The 17,482-nt window shown below is 68.9% G+C and carries 14 protein-coding genes and 1 pseudogene; 3 read left to right on the forward strand and 12 right to left on the reverse strand.

Annotated features, from left to right (window positions below):
* Positions 1 to 35: 35 nt before the first annotated feature.
* From ffh to ftsY, 3 genes are all read right to left on the reverse strand, one after another.
* The gene (gene ffh / locus BJQ95_RS11330; protein ID WP_130179116.1) at positions 36 to 1,607 is read right to left on the reverse strand and encodes a signal recognition particle protein; all 1,572 of its coding nucleotides are present in this window, start codon (positions 1,605 to 1,607) and stop codon (positions 36 to 38) included.
* A 131-nt stretch (positions 1,608 to 1,738) separates the two neighbouring features.
* On the reverse strand, positions 1,739 to 2,245 hold the full coding sequence (locus tag BJQ95_RS11335; RefSeq protein WP_130179115.1) for a DUF2004 domain-containing protein: 507 nt from the start codon (positions 2,243 to 2,245) through the stop codon (positions 1,739 to 1,741).
* An 8-nt stretch (positions 2,246 to 2,253) separates the two neighbouring features.
* A complete protein-coding gene (ftsY, locus tag BJQ95_RS11340) occupies positions 2,254 to 3,129 on the reverse strand; it encodes a signal recognition particle-docking protein FtsY (protein WP_130179114.1) in 876 nt (291 codons plus the stop codon).
* 117 nt (positions 3,130 to 3,246) lie between these two features.
* Between ftsY and BJQ95_RS11345 the strand changes: the two genes are divergently transcribed.
* Complete coding sequence (locus BJQ95_RS11345; RefSeq protein WP_165385026.1) at positions 3,247 to 4,644, forward strand: FAD-binding oxidoreductase; 1,398 nt, start codon at positions 3,247 to 3,249, stop codon at positions 4,642 to 4,644.
* A 9-nt stretch (positions 4,645 to 4,653) separates the two neighbouring features.
* Here the strand turns inward: BJQ95_RS11345 and smc are convergent, their stop codons facing one another.
* Positions 4,654 to 8,259 (reverse strand): chromosome segregation protein SMC, encoded by a 3,606-nt coding sequence (gene smc / locus BJQ95_RS11350; RefSeq protein WP_130179112.1) that lies wholly within the window; start codon positions 8,257 to 8,259, stop codon positions 4,654 to 4,656.
* A gap of 133 nt (positions 8,260 to 8,392) precedes the next feature.
* Here smc and BJQ95_RS19540 point away from each other — a divergent pair.
* Together BJQ95_RS19540 and BJQ95_RS11355 are read left to right on the forward strand one after the other, a co-directional pair.
* A pseudogene (locus tag BJQ95_RS19540) lies at positions 8,393 to 8,716 on the forward strand (GNAT family N-acetyltransferase); the annotation flags it as partial.
* Positions 8,717 to 8,858: 142 nt separating this feature from the next.
* Positions 8,859 to 9,341 (forward strand): hypothetical protein, encoded by a 483-nt coding sequence (locus BJQ95_RS11355; RefSeq protein ID WP_240694925.1) that lies wholly within the window; start codon positions 8,859 to 8,861, stop codon positions 9,339 to 9,341.
* Here the strand turns inward: BJQ95_RS11355 and BJQ95_RS11360 are convergent.
* From BJQ95_RS11360 to coaD, 8 genes are all read right to left on the reverse strand, one after another.
* Positions 9,256 to 10,287, reverse strand: a complete 1,032-nt coding sequence (locus tag BJQ95_RS11360) for an Fpg/Nei family DNA glycosylase (protein WP_130179110.1) — start codon at positions 10,285 to 10,287, stop codon at positions 9,256 to 9,258. The genes BJQ95_RS11355 and BJQ95_RS11360 overlap by 86 nt on opposite strands.
* Positions 10,288 to 10,290: 3 nt before the next feature.
* The gene (rnc, locus tag BJQ95_RS11365; RefSeq protein ID WP_130179109.1) at positions 10,291 to 10,968 is read right to left on the reverse strand and encodes a ribonuclease III; all 678 of its coding nucleotides are present in this window, start codon (positions 10,966 to 10,968) and stop codon (positions 10,291 to 10,293) included.
* Positions 10,969 to 11,103: 135 nt separating this feature from the next.
* Positions 11,104 to 11,307 carry a 50S ribosomal protein L32 gene (gene rpmF / locus BJQ95_RS11370; RefSeq protein ID WP_130179108.1) on the reverse strand — a complete coding sequence of 68 codons (204 nt, stop codon included), beginning with the start codon at positions 11,305 to 11,307 and terminating at the stop codon, positions 11,104 to 11,106.
* A 2-nt stretch (positions 11,308 to 11,309) separates the two neighbouring features.
* Positions 11,310 to 11,882: a DUF177 domain-containing protein gene (locus BJQ95_RS11375; protein ID WP_240694924.1), complete on the reverse strand. Its 573-nt coding sequence runs from the start codon at positions 11,880 to 11,882 to the stop codon at positions 11,310 to 11,312.
* A 64-nt stretch (positions 11,883 to 11,946) separates the two neighbouring features.
* Positions 11,947 to 14,358 carry a DUF3488 and transglutaminase-like domain-containing protein gene (locus BJQ95_RS11380; protein ID WP_130179107.1) on the reverse strand — a complete coding sequence of 804 codons (2,412 nt, stop codon included), beginning with the start codon at positions 14,356 to 14,358 and terminating at the stop codon, positions 11,947 to 11,949.
* On the reverse strand, positions 14,355 to 15,737 hold the full coding sequence (locus BJQ95_RS11385) for a DUF58 domain-containing protein (protein WP_130179106.1): 1,383 nt from the start codon (positions 15,735 to 15,737) through the stop codon (positions 14,355 to 14,357). The genes BJQ95_RS11380 and BJQ95_RS11385 overlap by 4 nt, the downstream gene beginning before the upstream one ends.
* A gap of 77 nt (positions 15,738 to 15,814) precedes the next feature.
* On the reverse strand, positions 15,815 to 16,894 hold the full coding sequence (locus tag BJQ95_RS11390) for a MoxR family ATPase (protein WP_130179105.1): 1,080 nt from the start codon (positions 16,892 to 16,894) through the stop codon (positions 15,815 to 15,817).
* Complete coding sequence (gene coaD, locus BJQ95_RS11395) at positions 16,891 to 17,379, reverse strand: pantetheine-phosphate adenylyltransferase (protein WP_130179104.1); 489 nt, start codon at positions 17,377 to 17,379, stop codon at positions 16,891 to 16,893. The genes BJQ95_RS11390 and coaD overlap by 4 nt, the downstream gene beginning before the upstream one ends.
* Positions 17,380 to 17,482 lie beyond the last annotated feature (103 nt).

Consider the following 17,482-nt stretch of genomic DNA (forward strand, 5'->3'; position numbering starts at 1 on the left):
CCGATCCGGTCGTGCCAATCGGTCCGGCTCTGGCGCTACCGGCCGAGCATCTTCTGCAGGGCCGCCATCTCCTCGGCGGAGGGACCGTCGGCGCCCGTCTTGGCGCCGCCGCCCAGGCCGAAGCCCGAGCCGCCGCCAGCGGCCACGCCGCCGACCTTTTCACCGGAGGCGATGGCCGCGTTCTCTGCGGCACGCTTGGCCGGGTTGCCCGACTTCGAGCCCTTCTTCTTCTGCTGCACCTGCGGGCGCTTGCCGCCCATGCCGCCGGGCACCGGACCCATGCCGGGAATGTTGGGCATGCCGCCCTTGGCCACGGTCTTCATCATCTTCGCGGCCTGTTCGAACCGCTGCACCAGCTGGTTGACCTCGGTCACGCTGGACCCGGAGCCCCGGGCGATGCGCAGGCGACGCGACCCGTTGAGCAGCTTCGGGGTGACCCGCTCCGCCTTGGTCATCGACTGGATGATGGCCTCGGTGCGCACGATCTCACGCTCGTCGAAGTTCTCCAGCTGCTGCTTCATGGCGCCTGCACCGGGCAGCATACCCATCATCTTCTTGATCGAGCCCATATTGCGCAACTGCTGCATCTGGCCGAGGAAGTCGTCGAGGGTGAAGGAATCGGTGGAGAACTTCTCCGCGATCTTGCGGGCTTCCTCCTCGTCGAAGGCACCCTGCGCCTGTTCGATCAGGGTGAGGATGTCACCGAGGTCGAGGATGCGGCTGGCCATCCGGTCGGGGTGGAATGGCTCGAAGTCATCCAGCCCTTCACCCGTCGACGCGAACATGATCGGGCGGCCGGTGATCGACGCCACCGACAGGGCGGCGCCACCGCGGGCGTCGCCGTCGAGCTTGGAGAGCACCACACCGGTGAAGTCGACGCCGTCCTGGAAGGCGCGGGCGGTCGCCACGGCATCCTGGCCGATCATGGCGTCGATGACGAAGAGCACCTCGTCGGGGTCGATGGCCTTGCGGATGTCCGCGGCCTGCTTCATCATCTCGGCGTCGACGCCGAGGCGTCCGGCGGTGTCGACGATGACCACGTCGTGCAGCTTCTGCTGGGCGAACTTCACGCCGTCGCGGGCGACCTTGACCGGGTTGCCGACACCGTTGCCGGGCTCGGGGGCGTAGACCGCGACGCCGGCCTGGGCCGCGACAACCTCGAGCTGCGTCACCGCGTTGGGCCGCTGCAGGTCGGCGGCGACGAGGATCGGTGTGTGGCCGTCTTTGGCGAGCCACTTGGCGAGCTTGCCGGCCAGGGTGGTCTTACCGGCGCCCTGGAGGCCGGCGAGCATGATGATGGTCGGCGGCTTCTTCGCGAACTCGAGGCGGCGCTGCTGGCCACCGAGGATCTGGATGAGCTCCTCGTTGACGATCTGCACGACCTGCTGAGCCGGGTTCAGTGCTTTGCTGACCTCATCGCCGAGGGCGCGTTCGCGCACCTTGCCGGTGAAGTCCTTGACCACCTCGAGCGCCACGTCGGCGTCGAGGAGTGCGCGACGGATCTCGCGGACGGTGCCGTCGACATCTGCGGCGCTGAGCTTGCCCTTGGTGCGGAGATTTTTAAACGTCTCGGCGAGGCGATCTGAGAGGTTTCCAAAAGTAGCCATTGTTGTCCTAGTTTAACCGGATCAGCGCTGCATCGGCTCACCCACGGCATTCCGGCCCGTTCGGCGCCGATCCGGCGCCGGTCAGGCCCCGGGGGCGATCAAGCGTTCCACGGCCCGCACCACAGCGAGTGTCAGCTATCGGTGGCGATCACGATGGTGTCACCGTGCACGTCAAGGGTCACGACGAGAAGGGCATCCGTCTCGTGTGGGCTGATCGAGTAGTCCAGCACCGCGAAGTGCTGGTCATTGCCGATGTGGTGCGGGTGGAATCCGATGCGCTGCAGCTGGATCGAGCGCAGGTAGTCGATCTGCTTGTCACCCGAATCCCAGATCAAGGCGTCTTCGAGTACCTCGGCGTCGAGTTCTTCGAACTGCGCGACGATGAACTGGCTGGTCACGGAGACCTCGGCGCTCAGGTCGGCCACGAGCGACTCCCGGGCCTGCGAGTCCAGGTCTTCCAGGGCGCTGATCATGGCGGCGACGATGTCGAGGGCCTCGGACGACACCGACTCCTCATCGGGAGAGCTCACGTCGATCTCGACGTTCTGGTCGCCGAGCTCAGCCGTGTCCGACCAATAGACCTCGCCGCTGTCGTCGTCGCTGCCGAGAATTCCGAAGAAATCGTGTTCGATGGTCATGGGACGTCCTATCCGACGAGTTTTTGCGCGAAAACGTGCGGGGTGAAACCGGTGAGGTCGTTGATCCCCTCACCCTGCCCGACGAGTTTGATGGGGATTCCGGTCTTCTCCTGGACGGCGAGCACAAAACCGCCCTTGGCGGAGCCGTCGAGCTTGGTGAGCACCAGCCCGGTCACCCCGGCGTGCTCGATGAAAGCCTCCGCCTGGGCGAGGCCGTTCTGGCCGGTGGTGGCGTCGAGCACAAGTAGCACCTCGGAGATGGGCGTCTGCTTCTCGATCACCCGGCGGATCTTGGTGAGCTCGTCCATCAGGCCGCCCTTGGTCTGCAGCCGGCCGGCAGTGTCGATGATCACGATTTCAGTGCCCGTGTTGATGGCACGTTCCACAGTCTGGAACGCCACGGAGGCCGGGTCCTGGCCCTGGGCCTGCGGCTTGACGATGTCGGCGCCCGCACGTTCTGCCCAGGTCGCCAGTTGCTCCACCGCGGCGGCCCGGAAGGTGTCGGCCGCGCCGATCAGCACGCTGCGGTCATAGACGCGCAGGAACTTGGCGAACTTGCCGATGGTGGTGGTCTTGCCGACCCCGTTCACGCCGACGACGAGCACCACGGCGGGCCTGGCACTCAAGTTCAGGGTGGGGTCCAGCTTCGCCAGGCGTTCCTCGATGCCCTCGCGGAGCATCCGGTGCAGGTCCTTGGGGTCCGTGGTGTTGTACCTGGACACCTTGGCGCGGAGCTCGGCGACGATCGCGTCGGTGATGTCCGGGCCGAAGTCGGCCTGGATCAGCGAGTCCTCCAGGTCATCCCAGGTGTCTGCGTCGATCGTCTTCTTCGCGAACACTCCGCGCAATGCGCCGGAGAGCGACCACGGGGTGCGTTCTGCCATGGGTCAAGGCTAGTCGGCGCGGACCTGCCGCGTGCACCCCGCGGGGTGGCGGGGAGTCCGGGGTGCTGGGTATCTTCACCGGTAACGCCGATGCGCTCCCCGGCGAAAGGACGTCCGATGTCTCCCGAGCCCACAATTGCCCTGGCCGGTCTGGATGCGCAGCTAGAGGGACGCGTGCTCTTGCCCGGCGCCGCCGGGTGGGACGACGCCCGGGCGGCCTGGAACCTCAGCGTGGACCAGCAGCCGCGCGCCATCGCGCGCCCGAGGTCGGTAAGGGACATCCGCCACATCATCGTCGCCGCCAGGGAGAGCGGCGTAGGCGTGGCCGTGCAGCCGCGCGGACACGGGGCGAACGGGAGCCTGGCCGACACCATTCTGGTGCGGACCACGGCGTTCGACGAGGTGACGGTGAACGTCGTCGGCCGATTCGCCCGTGTCGGTGCCGGCGTACCGTGGGGCACCCTGCTCAACCGGCTCGACGGCACCGGGCTGGTCGCCCTCGCCGGATCGAATCCCAACGTGAGTGTTGCCGGGTACCTACTCTCCGGCGGGCACTCCTGGTTCAGCCGGTGGAAGGGCCTCGCGGCGCATTCAATCCGGGCCGTCGAGATAGTCGACGCCGGTGGGGTGCTGCGCCGGGTCACCCGGGAGAGCGATCCTGACCTGCTCTGGGCGCTCCGCGGCGCGGCCGGCCTGTTCGGCGTGGTGACCACCCTGGAAATCGACCTATTCTCCGCACCGGAGCTGTTCGGCGGCAAGCTGCTGTTCCCGGCCGAGTCGGCCGAGGTGGTCATCGGCGCCGCCCTCGACATCCTGCTGGATGCGCCGCCGGAGCTGAGCCTGATCCTGGGCCTGATCAACATGCCGGACATCCCGATGGTGCCGGAGCTGCTGCGCGGGCGAAGCTTCACCCAGGTCGACGCCGTCTTTGTCGGTTCGGAAGCGGAGGGCCAGGCGCTGCTCGCCCCGTTGCACAGCATCGCCCCCGTGATCGCCGACCTCACCCGCGCATTCCCCATCGGTCAGCTCGGTGATGTGTCGGCCGAGCCCCAGGACCCCTCGGCAACTCTCGATTGGTCGATGGCCGTCACCGAGCTTGATGCCGCGACCATCGCCGAGCTGCTCGAGGCCTTCCGCACCAGCAGCTACGCCGGCCTCACGCTGCTGCAGATCCGGCCGCTCGGCGGGGTGATCGTCGACGACGGCGTGGGTGCCGACGGCGTGGCCGGGCATCTCGACGCGGCGTTCCTGCTCTTCGCGGCGGCCATTCTGCCGCCCGGCGCGCCCGTCCCGCCCGGTGACGTGCGCCACCTCCTCTTCCAGCCACTCGAGGACACCCTGCAGGCCGTCGGGTCGCCACGCACCGTGCCGTCGCTGCTCTCGGCCGGGCAGGATCTCGGTGCCGCATTAGCGCCGGATGCCCTGGAACGGCTGGGTGAGATCAAGCAGGCGATCGACCCGGAGAACCTGTTCCGCAGCAACCGTCCGCTGCCATCGGCCTATCTGCTCGCCTGAGCGTTCTGGTCAGGACGCCCTCTCGTCGACGTCGGCGGCACTCCGGGCCGCGGCGCCGTCGCCCCGTACGATGCGTTGGCCCACGACCGCGGACACGCCGTCCTGCCTCATGGACACCCCATAGAGGGCGTCGGCGATCTCCATGGTGCGCTTCTGATGGGTGATGACGATCAGCTGGCTGGTGGTGCGGAGGTCCTCGAAGATGGTCAGAAGCCGGCCCAGGTTGGCGTCGTCGAGCGCCGCCTCCACCTCGTCCATGATGTAGAACGGGCTGGGCCTGGCCTTGAAGATCGCGATGAGGAGGGCCACCGCCGCCAGCGAGCGTTCCCCTCCAGAGAGCAGGGAGAGCCGTTCGATCTTCTTGCCGGCCGGTTTCACCGAGACCTCGATGCCGGTGGTCAGCATGTCCGACGGGTCGGTGAGCTGGATGCTGCCGCTACCGCCGGGGAACAGCACCGGGAAGACCTCCGCGAACGCTGCCTGGGTGTCGTCGAAGGCTCTGGCGAAAATGGTCCCCATCTTGTCGTCGATATCATCGATGATGGTCAGCAGGTCGGCGCGGGTATTGGTGAGGTCCGTGAGCTGCTCGGTGAGGAAGGAGTGCCGCTGTTCGAGCGCCGCGAACTCCTCGAGGGCCAGCGGGTTGATGCGGCCAAGCCGCGCATATTTACGTTCGGCTGCGGCCAGGCGGGCCTGCTGCGCGTCGCGGTCGAACGGAACCGACCGGCCGGAGCCGTCGTCAGAGCCGGTGTGGTCTGAGCCGGTGCTGTCGGAGCCGTCTCCGACCGGCACCGGCTGATCGGGCCCGTACTCTGTCACGAGAACCTCTTCGACCAAACCCAACTCGCCGGCGGCGCGCTCCAGGAGGGCTGACAGCTGCAGCTTCTTCTCGTAGATCGCCAGCTCCAGCCCGTGCACGTTCTCGGTGATGGCTTGCAGGCGAGTGCGCAGATCGTTTTCGGCCCGGCGAAGCTGGGTGAGTTCCTGGTTCTGGCTGGCCCGATCGGCTTCCGCGGTGGCCAGCCTCTGCCGGGCTCCGGCGACGGCGCGCTCGATCGAGCCCAGCACGGCGGGCAGTGCATCGGCCACGACGGAGGCGGCGTCCACCTGGCGCCGGCGGATCACGGCCCGGCGGGCGGCGGCATCGGCCTCGGCCCGGTCCGATTTGAGCTGCCGGGCCAGAGACGCCGCCCTGGCCTCACCGCTCCGCACCCGTTCCTTGGCCGTGTCGACCTGCAGGCGCGCCTCGATCTCGGTTTCCCTGGCCGCTTCCAGCTCGGCATACAACCCGTCGCGGGCACTGACGTCGAGGATGGGCCGGGGCGCGGACCGCAGGGTGTCCAGCGCGGACGCGCTCGCGGCCGCCGCCCGCTCGGCGTCGGCGACGCCCGCAGACGCCAGGTCGGCGGCGGCGGACAACCGGTCGAATTCGGCCGCCGCAGCATCCACCTGCACGGTGAGGCGGCTGCGCGAGTCTGCGCGGGCGGTCTGCCGGCTGCTGTGCTCCCGCAGGGTGGTCTTGGCAGCCCGCGCCTGCTCCCTCGCGGTGGCCAGCCGGGAGCGTTGCCCACCGAGGTCGCCGGAGACCTGTTCGATCTGGGAGGTCACCTCGGCCAGCCGGTTCTCGGCGGCGTCGCGTTCGGTGACGAGCTCGAGTTTGCTCGGCGCGGCTCCGGCGCCGCCCTGCAGGGAGTGCACGGTCAGCACGTCTCCCGCCCGGGTGATGAGCTTGACCCTGCCGGCGGCCCCGGCCGCCGCGAGGGCGTCAGCGGCGGCACCAGCGGCGGCGAGGTCATCCACGATCACGGTGTCGGCGAGCAGGCCGAGCACCCCGGCCGGCGCATCGACGACGCTGTGCGCGGCCCGGCTGCCGGCCAGTCCGGTCAGATCGAGCGGCGTTACGGGCGCCGCATCACCCGCCTGGGTGAGGAGCAGGTCGACCCGGCCGAGGCTCTCGAGGTCGGCGTGCGCCACGGCGGCGACGGCGGCCTCCCGGTCGTCGGCGGCGACGGCGTTGGCCAGGGAGCCCAGCGCGGCGGCGATCGCGCGCTCGAAGCCGGGCTGCACTCTCATCAGTTCGGCGACCAACCCGCCGATACCGGGCAGGTCGGCGTCGATCAGGGCGGACGACCCGTCCTTCTGGCCGAGGGCGAGGGACAGGGCGCCGGTTCGCGCGGCCAGGGCGTCGCGCTCACGTTCGTTGCCGTGCAGGAGCTCGCGGAGCCGCTCGATTTCGGTTTCCGCGTGGGCGACCTCGCTTTCGGCACCCTGTACGGCCTCGTTCAGGTCGATGCCGGTGTCCTCGGCATCATCGGCATCGTCGAGTTCGGCGAGCCGGCCGCGGGCGTCGGTCAACCTGGCACGGGCGGAATCGAGGGCACCCTCCTGGCGCAGCACTTCCCCGCGCACCGCGGCCAGGCGGGACGCCGCGGTGTCCGCCTGCCCGGCGAGGTGGGAGACCTGCAGGTCATGCCTGGAGACCAGCGCGGATTGCGCGGCGATCTCGTGGTCCACGGCGTCGAGGTCGCGGCGCACGGTGGCCGTTCTGCTCCGCGCCCGGGACCATGCGTTCTCGGCGGCGAGGATGCTCGCCCGGAGCCGTTCGACCTCAGCGGCAGCGTCCTGCACCCGCTGCGGCGTGACCGTGGGGTTTCGCTCGACCGGTTCGGCCTGCGTACCGAGGAGGGCGAGGCGCTGGTTGGCCAGGGTGTAGAGGCTGCGGAGGCGTTCCTGGGCGGATTCGAGTCCGAAGGCGGTGCGGCGGGCGACGTCGACGGCGTCGCCGACCTGGGCGTCTTCGAGCCGGCGGACGCGCACCTGGTTGTTTTCGAGCTGGTCCTGGATGACGATGCGCTCCGAGTGACGTTCGCTCTCGGTTTGTCCGTGGGCGTCGAGGGCGGTGCGCAGGGAGACCACATCGTCGGCGAGCAGCCGGGCACGGGCATCGCGCACGGCAGCGGCGATGTGCTGGGCCTCCCTGGCCACCTGCGCCTGCTGACCGAGCGGCTTGAGCTGTCGGCGGATCTCACCGGCCAGGTCGCTGAGCCTGGTGAGGTTGGTCTGCATCGCCTCGAGCTTGCGCACGGTCTTTTCCTTGCGGCGGCGGTGTTTGAGAATTCCGGCGGCCTCCTCGATGAAGCCACGGCGTTCCTCCGGGCTGGCGCGGAGCACGGCATCCAGTTGCCCCTGGCCGACGATCACGTGCATTTCCCGGCCGAGCCCGGAATCGCTGAGCAGCTCCTGCACGTCGAGCAACCGGCAGGTACGACCGTTGATGGCGTAGTCGCTGCCGCCGTTGCGGAACAGGGTGCGCGAGATGGTCACTTCGGCGTACTCGATCGGCAGCGCCCCGTCGCTGTTGTCGATCGACAGGATCACCTCGGCCCGGCCGAGCGGTCCCCTGGTGGAGGTGCCGGCGAAGATGACGTCTTCCATCTTGCCGCCGCGGAGGGTTTTCACACCCTGCTCGCCCATCACCCAAGCCAGGGCATCGACCACGTTGGACTTGCCGGAGCCATTCGGACCCACGACACAGGTGACGCCGGGTTCGAAGGCGAAGGTCGTCGACTGCGCGAAGGACTTGAAACCCTTGAGGGTGAGGCTCTTCAGGTACAACCCGGCCGTCCTTCCCGCAAAAGTATCGTGATCAGTCCACGGTACCGGACGGCCCCTCGTTTACTGGGATCGGCCCGCCCGCGATCCACGCCAGCCTGTCGGTTCCGCGGCACCGGGTCTCGGCTCAGCGGGCATGGAGGGTCGACCGTTCAGCGTCGATGAATTGAGCATCCCGGCTGCGCCAGGACGGTCGGGCTGGGCGGAGTTCGCTGCCGCCGTCGAGGTGCGCAACCGGGTGGAGGCACACGCCTACGGCACCGGTGAGCTAGCCCAGTCGGCCGAGGAGCTGCTCCCGGCGTCCCTGACGCCGGAGCACTCCCCCAGACAGTTGTTCGTGGCGCGCTCCGCGGGCACGATCGTGGCCCGCGCTCTCTACGAGACGCAGTCGGACCCGGCGTCCCTGTTCGCCTGGTTCACCGTGGAGGTCCTGCCTGAATGGCGTGGCCGGGGCATCGGCTCCGCACTGTCGACGGTTCTGGAGTCGCTGGCCGACGCCGAGCGGCGCAGCAGCCGCGTGGTCTACGCGGTCTCGCCGCCCGGGCCCGGCGAACGTGTCGCGGCGCCCACTGGCTTCGGTTCGGTGCCGTCGGCACCCCGAGGTGCGCTTTCTCCTCAAGCGGGGCTACCGGCTCGAGCAGGTGGAGCGAGGCAGCCGCCTGCAGTTGCCGATGGAGCTCTGGACCGTGGAGCGGCTGCAGCGCGAACAGGACGCCTACGCCACCGGCCCACGGTTGGCCGTGGTGACCGCGGCGCTGCATCGGCCGAGCGGTCACCTCGCCGGCTTCACCGAGCTCTCGGTGCCTGGCGATCCCGGCCGAGCCGTCTCGCAGGAGGACACCCTGGTGCTGCGCGAGCACCGCGGGCATCGCCTCGGCATGCTGATGAAGCTGGCCAATCTGCAGCAACTCGCCCTGGGGCATCCGGAGCAGCGGGCGGTGACCACGTTCAACGCGGAGGAGAACCGCTACATGCTCGACGTCAATGAGGCGCTCGGGTTCACACCGATGGGGTACGAGGGGGCCTGGCGGAAGGTCGGCGCAGCCGCTGGCACCGCGGGCAGTAGTGCGAGGACCGGTTCATGAACTTGACCCGCACCAGGTCGGTTGCGCATCGGGGGCACGGCGTGCCCTGCCGGCCGTAGGCGTTGAGGCTGTGCGAAAAGTACCCTGACTGACCGTTGACGTTCACGTATTGGGCGTCGAAGCTGGTGCCGCCCTCGGCCAACGCCTTCAGCAGAATCTCGCGGATGGCGCCGAGCAGGCGGCGGGTGCTCGCCGCGGACAGCGACGCGGCGGGCTGGTCGAAGTGCACCCGGGCGGCGAAGAGGGCTTCGTCGGCATAGATGTTGCCTATTCCGCTGACCACCTTCTGGTCGAGCAGCACCCGTTTGATGCCGGACCTGGTGTGTGCCAACGCTCGGTAGAAGGCCGGGGCGGAGAAGCCAGGGTCGAGCGGGTCGCGGCCGATGTGCGCCACCTGGCCGGGAATGAGGCCCGCCCAGGCCGGGCCGGAATCGGTCGGCGCGCCGGGATCGGAATCGGAATCGGCGGCCCCGCTGCGGCCAGGTGCCATGCCGGGCCCGGAGTAGCCGGCCGGGAGGCCGTCGGCGGTGGCGCGCATCCTGTCCACTGCCATGCTGCCGAAGAGGCGCTGGTCCACGAAGTGCAGGGCCAGTTCGCCGTGCTCGGGGTGCTGCAGGGTCAACCGGATGCGCAGCAGCTTCTCCGGGTTCTCCCCCGGTGTGCGCAGCAGTACCTGTCCGCTCATGCCGAGGTGGGCCACGAGGGCCAGGCGCTCGGCGCCGCCGGCGGTGTCTCCCGCCCGGGCCAGTGGGAACCAGAGGAACTTGCCCCGTCGGACGGCGGCCTCGATCCTGGCGCCGGTCAGGAGGGTGTCGAAGCCGCCCAGCGATCCGTCGTGGCGGCGCAGGGACCGGTCGTCGAACACCTCGACGCCCGTGACGACCGCGCCGGAGACGGCGGTTTCCAGACCGGCCCGAACGACCTCGACCTCGGGGAGTTCGGGCACGGGTCAGCGCCGGGGTGTGCGCAGGCGCGTCCACGCCTCGAGGGCGGCGGCCATCTCGGCGTGCTTCTTGCTGGTGCCCTCGCCCGTGGCCGTGACGGCGGTTCCCACGGTCACCGTGGCGACAAAAACCTTGGAGTGGTCCGGCCCGCTTTCGGCGACGGAGTAGACCGGGACGCCGGCACCGAGCCGGGCAGCGGTCTCCTGCAGGCTGGTCTTGGGGTCCATGGAGATTCCGAAGTGACCGGGATCGGCCAGCATGGGCTGCAGCAGCCGCATCACGAATCGGGTCGCGGATTCCACACCGGTGTCGAGGTAGACGGCACCGATGAGGGCCTCGACGGTGTCGGCCAGGATCGACGACTTGTCACGACCACCGGTGAGGGTCTCCCCACGTCCGAGGCGCACGAATTCGCCCAGGCCGATGCCGCGGGCGATCTCCGACAGCGCGGCCGTTGACACCAGACTGGCCCGGCGCTTGGCGAGGTCACCCTCCGGCAACAGCGGGTAGTCGCGGTACAGCATCACCGTGACGGCTTGGCCCAGAATCGAGTCGCCGAGGAATTCCAGGCGCTCGTTCGTGGGCAGGCCACCGTGTTCGTATGCGTAGGACCGGTGTGTCAACGCCAGTTCGAGAAGACCGGCTTCGACCTGCAGGCCAAGGATCACCTGCAGGGCCGCCATCGGATCATCCGGTTGCGACGCCCGGGCAGCAGAAACTCCTGCAGCGGGGTGCGCTGCAGGAGCATCGGCTGTTCCGGGATCGGCGTCAGAACCTGACACGGTTGTGCGCACCACCCCTGTGACTAAACCCTCTGATTAGACGTCAGCGACCTTGCGGCCCTTGTACTCCATGAAGAGTGCGGTGCCTGCAGCGTCGGAGACAACCTTCGCGCGGTGCGGGAGGCTGTAGACAACCTTGCCGTTTTCCATGGTCTTCACCAGGGTGGGGGCTTCGGCCTTCCAGCAGGAGCGGCGTGAGCGGGTGTTGGAGCGTGATTGCTTGCGCTTCGGGACTGCCATGACTACTTCTCTTCTCTATCCGGTACAGCCTGGATGTCGTCATCCGTGCTGATGCTTTCGGAAGCTTGGAATTCCAATAGTGCGGACCAGCGGGGATCCTGCACGTCACTCGGTTCAAGTTCAGGGGAAGTGGCACGCCGTTCCCCGGTCTCTGGGTCGAGACCTGGGCAATCCCGCCGGCAAACCGGCTGGAACGGCAGTGACAACACCACTGCATCCCTGATTAGTGGTTCAAGATCCACGTGGTCATCTTGAACCGCACACTCATAAGCTTCGTCTAGATCGTACGCGAAAAGCTCCACAAAATGAACTCGGACAGGCAATTCGATGTCAATCAGGCATCTTCCGCACTCTCCGGCGGCTTTTCCGGTCACATCCGCGGTCACCAGGATGCCCTCGTGGATGCACTCAAGGCGCAGATCTGCTTCGAGGGTGGAGCCGGCTTTCACGGCAACGAGCGCTTCACCGAGGTCGTTGGGCACGACGATGTCGATGTTGCGCTCAAACATCGTTCCCGGGCGGTTGATGACGTCGCGGACGTCAACCTTGTACGGGGTCTTCTTGAACTTATTCACAAGGGAAAATTCTACGCGTCGAATCGGGGTGGTCGGTCCGCTCCGGTGTGTCGCCATGCGCCGGTCACTCCGCGGTACCGGCGGCCAGGCCCATCCGGCGCAGCGCCGTCGACGTCAGCGACGCCGGAATGATCAGGGCCCTGGCCCGTTGGGCCGGCCCGGAACTCTGCCGCAGGGCGGCCAGGAGTAGGTCGAGGTCGCCCAGCAGAGTAGCGCCTTGGTTGGCCGCCGGACCCTGCCGGCGGGCGTAGTGCGCCTGCTCGGTGGCCACCAGCAGTCGGTCGAGCGCCTCGCGCACCTCCGGCGCAGCGCTGACGACGACCTTGTCCCGGATGCTGTCGGCCAGTTCCCGGGGGGTGAGCGTGTCGTAGACCGTCACCCCCTGGTCCACCGCGGTGTCGGCCAGCTCGCGCCAGGCCAGCACGGGCCCGGCCCGGTTCGCCGCCAACAGGCGCCGGCGTCGGCGGCGCCGGACCAGCCGGATCGCGCCGGGGGTGAGCAGGAGGATGAGGACGCACCCGGCAACAAGCCCGATCCGGGCCAGGGTGCCTGGCAGCTCATCCTCCGGCGCGACCAGGCTGTCCAGCGGTCCGCTCTCCAGCCCCGGATTGTCGTTTTGCCGGGGTACGACCGACTGGGCATCGCCGGCGGATGGCGCGCCGGAAGCCGTGGTGCTCTCGGGTTGGGCATAGTCCGGAACGGACCCCCGGCCGGGAGTCGGTTCGAAGGGCACCCAGCCGATCCCGACGAAGTAGAGCTCCGGCCAGGCGTGCAGATCGTCGGAATCGACGTTGTAGCGGTTCTGGTCGTTGACGGCCGTGGTGGTGCGGGTGCCGGGGAGGTAGCCCAGTGACACCCTGGCCGGTATGCCCAGGCTCCGTGACATCAACGCCATCGCCGAGGCGAAGTGCACGCAGTAGCCGCGTTTCACGTCGAGGAAGGTGGCGATGACATCCGCTCCCCCGCCGTCGTACCCGTCCTCCACCGGTGCCTCGGTGTCGTAGGTGAAGTCGTTTCCGCGCAGGTAATCCTGAATGGCCACCGCGGCGTCATAGGTCGAATCCGTGCCCTGGCTGACCGTGCGGGCCGTCTCGCCGATGATCCCCGGCGTGCCCATCGGCAGGAACAAGCTCGGCTCGATCGACACCGGGTATCGGCCACCGGCGTCGCGCAGTTGTTCCCTGGTGGGTTGAAGTTCGAGGGAGGTCACCGTGTAGCGTTGGCCGATCGTGGAGCTGTCGGTGCTCGTTATCGACCGGTTCCGGTCGTTCCAATACCAGCTCCCGGTGAGCCCGTCCACTCTCGTGGCCGGCACTGGAACGGGCAGCATCTGGGTGTCCACACCGTCGATCACGATCATCGTGCTGGCCTCGGTGCGGTCCACCTGCTCAGACAGGCCCGGTGGGGCTGGGATCGACTCGACGGTCAGGTCCTCGTCGATCTCACTGGCTCTGGGCAGCCAGCTGGTCCCCTTGATGTCATCGAGGGTGAGCACGGCGAGGTAGGGCTGCTCATTGGCTGACGTGCGGTAGTGCAGGGCCGGACCGGGCTGGGGCCGGCGCAGGTCCTGGCCGAGATCGATCATCGGGCTGATCCCCCGGTTGAACAGGGCGCTGTTGGGCCGCGAGCCGAACGCGCCGCCGGAGATCACGGGCGCGGAGAAACTGAACACGAGTGAGCCGATGATGCCGATGGCACCGATGGCGATGGCGCCTCGAACGGCCCCCGCCGCGCCGGTGATTCCAGTTCCGCGTCCGCCGGCCTGGCGGTTGACCTGCAGGCCGCGCAGGTGCACGTCGATACGGAGCAGGAGCAGATAGGCGGTCGCTGTCGCGGCCAGGGCGATCCAGTCCGCTCCGGTGGACACCACGAAACCGGGCACCGCGAGGGGCACCAGGGCCGGGATTCCGGCCAGCGCCGGTCGGCGTAGCCCGATGGCCAGGAGGTCCATCACGATCGCCAGCAGGCCCACCCCGCCGGCCAGGAGGAACAGGATGCCGTCCAGCACCTCCGCGGGGGTGCCCTGCACCTGGATGGAGCTGACACCGGCCGTGGCCAGCTCGGTGAAGCGGGTGAGGGTGTCACCGGTGGGGACCAGCCAGAGCAGTCCGGTGCCGCCGCCGAAAAACAGCGTGAGCACCATCACGAGCACGCCGGCGGACAGCAACGGCACGATCACCGCGGGGACCCCGGCCCGACGCAGCCCGGCGGCGCCGGCCAGGACGACGCTCGCCACGATCAGCAGCACCAACCACCAGGCCGACCCGGCGAGCACAGTGCCCAGGGCGGTGCATCCGGTCATCAACAGGCCAAGCACCGCCAGGGTCAGCGGCCAGCGCACCACCGGCGGTCGGTGGGACTCCCTGTTCGGCCCACGACCGGAGGGCCCGCCCCCGGTCTGACCGGCCCGAGCCCGGGCGGCCCTGGGTTGGTCAGCCACGGCGCGGTCGGCGCCGGCCACCTCGGTCCCGGTCACCGCGCCTCCGCCCGGTCCTGGCCGGCCTGCGCCCACGCGGCGTCTACCGGCGTCCTGGCGGTCAGCGGCACGCATTGCCAGCCCGCGTCGCTCAGGCGCTCGACGGCGGAGCTGTCGACAGTGTCGAACACGAACGCGACAGCGGGCTGGCAGAGCCCGCGGAGAGTGACCAGATCGTTCGTGTCGGCGGCGCCGATGTCAACAAGCACGGCGAACGCCGGGATCTGCCGGCCGAGCGCGACGGTGTGCCGGGAGCCGGGCTGGTCGTGTGTGCCGTGCTCAACACGATCGCGCTGGACCACGCTCGCCAGCGCGTCGATGAGCGCGAGCGCTCCCTCCGGACCGGTGAAGGAGACCGGGTCGTCGCCGCGCAGTCCACCCCGACGCCCGTCGTCGGGGTCGTGCAGGGCCCGGGTATCTCCTGCTCGGGTCCTGGCGGGCAGGAGCTGGCAGGGTCCGAGCTCCACGACATCGACCCGGAAACCACCATCGAGCAGATGGACCGCGATGGATGCCGCCAGTTCGATGGCCAGTTCGAATTCGGCGTCGTGTGCGAGGCCGGTTCCGCGCCCACCGCGGGTGGTGTCCAGAATGATGCGGGCCTCGGGGTGGCTGCGCTGCTCCTCCTGCCGCACCATGATCTCGCCGTGCCGGGCGGTGGCCGGCCAGTTGACCCTGCGCATCGGGTCCCCCGGCCGGTATTCTCTGGCGATCAGCTCGTCGGAGTCGTTGTTGAGATGGCTGAGGCGCTCGTGCCGGGAACCCTCGCCCCTGGTGATTGAGACACCGTTGCCCGGCAGCGGTGTGACAGTCGGCGTCACGGTCAGGTCGTGCTGGGAGCCGACCGGCCACTCGCTGCAGGCGAGACCGAAGGGGTCGGTTCGGCCGACCATGATCGGGCCGACCGGGTACACGCCTCGCCGGGGCGGTCGCAGCTGGTAGCTGACCCGTGCGGTGTCTGCCGCCCCCGGGCGCCGGACCCGGGCCGGAGCGAGGCCCCGCAATGGCTGACTCGGCGGCACGTCGACTCCCCGGCCCGCGGTGTCGCGCCAGCGCAGCCCGAGGAGGGGCGCCGGGGCCAGATTCTGGATCTGGATCGTCACGGTGGCGCTGAGCCCCGCCGACACGGTGCCTGGCCTGAAGCTGCGGCTGACGGCCATACGAAGCGGATGCACCAGGACGTACCCGAGTGCCGCCAGGGGCACCAGCAGCAGCAGGCCCGCCATGAACAAGAGGTCCCGTTCGTCGTAGGTCCAGGCGAGCACGAAGAGCACCGCCCCCACACCCAGGAAGACGGCCCCGCGCAGCGTGGGTCGGACCATCCGGCGGGCCCGGCGGGTCGTTGCGGTCAGGTCGCTCCTGGTCATACTCTGCGTCATGTCGTCTGCGTCACGGTCGTCTGCGTCACGTCCACCTGCGTGTGCATTCCCATGATGGCTCCATCACGTGCCGGCCGCTACAGCCGGCCCTGGGAACCCGTCGGTACGGGTGTGGCGGCCAGGATCCGCCTGACCGTCTCCTCGATGAGCATGGCGCTGTCCTGGGAGCGGTGGCCCAGCGCGCGGGTGGTGGGAACCAACCGGTGACCGAGCACGGCGACGGCGAGGGAATCGATGTCGTCGGGAAGCGCATATTCCCGGCCGTGCAGCGCCGCCTGGGCCTTCGCGGCCCTGATGAGCTGCAGTGTCGCCCGCGGACTCGCGCCCAACCGCAGGTCGCGGTCCTCGCGGGTGGCGCGCACCACGGCCACCGCGTATTCCTTGACCGCAGCGGAGGCGTAGACGCTGCGGGCGGCCGACATCATGCCGCGCAGTTGGGCGCCGGTGACCACGGCGTCGATCCGGGCCAGCGGGCTCGTCAGGTCTCGGGAGTCGAGCATCGCGAGTTCGGACGCCGGGTCGGGATAGCCCATTGAAATGCGTGCCATGAACCGGTCCCGCTGTGCCTCCGGCAGGGCGTAGGTGCCCTCCATCTCGATGGGGTTCTGGGTGGCCACGACGGCGAACGGGCGGGCCAGAGGGTAACTGTGCCCGTCGACGGTGACCTGGCGTTCCTCCATGCATTCCAGCAACGCCGACTGGGTCTTGGGACTGGCCCGGTTGATCTCGTCGCCGATCACGATGTTCGCGAAGATCGCGCCTGGCTTGAACTCGAACCTTCGTTCGGCCTGGTTGTAGACCGAGACCCCCGTGACATCCGAGGGCAATAGGTCCGGGGTGAACTGGATGCGGCCGACGCTGCAGTCCACCGATTTGGCGAGGGCCTTGGCGAGCATGGTCTTGCCCACGCCCGGCACGTCCTCGATGAGGAGGTGGCCCTCGGCCAGAAGCACGGTGAGCGCGATCTGCACGGCGGAGTGCTTGCCGTCGATGACGGACTCGACATTGCGCATGATCGCCAGGGCGGCTGCCTGCACTTCGGGCAACGCCACGTCGGTTTCGCGCTCGACATCGATGGCGCCAAGAGGGTTCACCCTGGCCGTCGCCGAGTCGGCGACGGTTGACTCCGAGACCCAGCGCCCCGGGAACGCGTTCATGCGAGCTGTCGATTCAGAAAGGCCGCGACGGCGGGCGGCACGTACGGGGCGATGTCGCCACCGAGGGCGGCGACCTGACGCACTAGGGAACTCGACACGTGGGCGTGGGCGGGATCGGGCAGCATGAAAACAGTTTCGACGCCGGCCAGGTTGCGGTTCACGATCGCCATCGGCGTCTCATACGCCACGTCGATCTGTGAGCGGATGCCCTTGACCAGCACGCTGGCGCCCACGTCGACGCAGTAGTCCACGAGCAGCCCCATGCTCCAGGAGCTGACGATGACGTTGCCGGGCACTTCGGCCTCGAGGATCGCCCGTTCGATGAGGGACACCCGTTGGGTGATGGGGAGGAGCGCCGACTTGCCCGGGTTGTGCACCACGAGTACGTGGAGTTCGTCGAAGAGCCCGGCGGCCCGTTGGATCACGTCCAGATGCCCCAGTGTGACGGGGTCGAACGAACCAGGTACGACGGCGATCCTGCGCATACGGTTCACCCTAGCGCCAGCGTGCAGCGGCCGCTGCCCGGTCCGGTCGGATTTGCCAGACGTCTAGTCCTTTGTCAGGGGCGCTGCTTATCAGGGGCGCTGC

The sequence above is a fragment of the Cryobacterium sp. SO1 genome (genome assembly GCF_004210215.2).
In the GTDB taxonomy this organism is placed as follows: domain Bacteria; phylum Actinomycetota; class Actinomycetes; order Actinomycetales; family Microbacteriaceae; genus Cryobacterium.

Bases quoted from the DNA above. Each gene is read 5' to 3' on its own strand.
- rpmF (WP_130179108.1), bottom strand. From the start codon at position 11,307: ATGGCAGTCCCGAAGCGCAAGCAATCACGCTCCAACACCCGCTCACGC.
- BJQ95_RS11390 (WP_130179105.1), bottom strand. From the start codon at position 16,894: ATGAACGCGTTCCCGGGGCGCTGGGTCTCGGAGTCAACCGTCGCCGAC.
- ftsY (WP_130179114.1), bottom strand. From the start codon at position 3,129: ATGGCAGAACGCACCCCGTGGTCGCTCTCCGGCGCATTGCGCGGAGTG.
- ffh (WP_130179116.1), bottom strand. From the start codon at position 1,607: ATGGCTACTTTTGGAAACCTCTCAGATCGCCTCGCCGAGACGTTTAAA.
- BJQ95_RS11335 (WP_130179115.1), bottom strand. From the start codon at position 2,245: ATGACCATCGAACACGATTTCTTCGGAATTCTCGGCAGCGACGACGAC.
- coaD (WP_130179104.1), bottom strand. From the start codon at position 17,379: ATGCGCAGGATCGCCGTCGTACCTGGTTCGTTCGACCCCGTCACACTG.
- BJQ95_RS11385 (WP_130179106.1), bottom strand. From the start codon at position 15,737: ATGACGCAGAGTATGACCAGGAGCGACCTGACCGCAACGACCCGCCGG.
- rnc (WP_130179109.1), bottom strand. From the start codon at position 10,968: ATGGCGGCCCTGCAGGTGATCCTTGGCCTGCAGGTCGAAGCCGGTCTT.
- BJQ95_RS11345 (WP_165385026.1), top strand. From the start codon at position 3,247: ATGTCTCCCGAGCCCACAATTGCCCTGGCCGGTCTGGATGCGCAGCTA.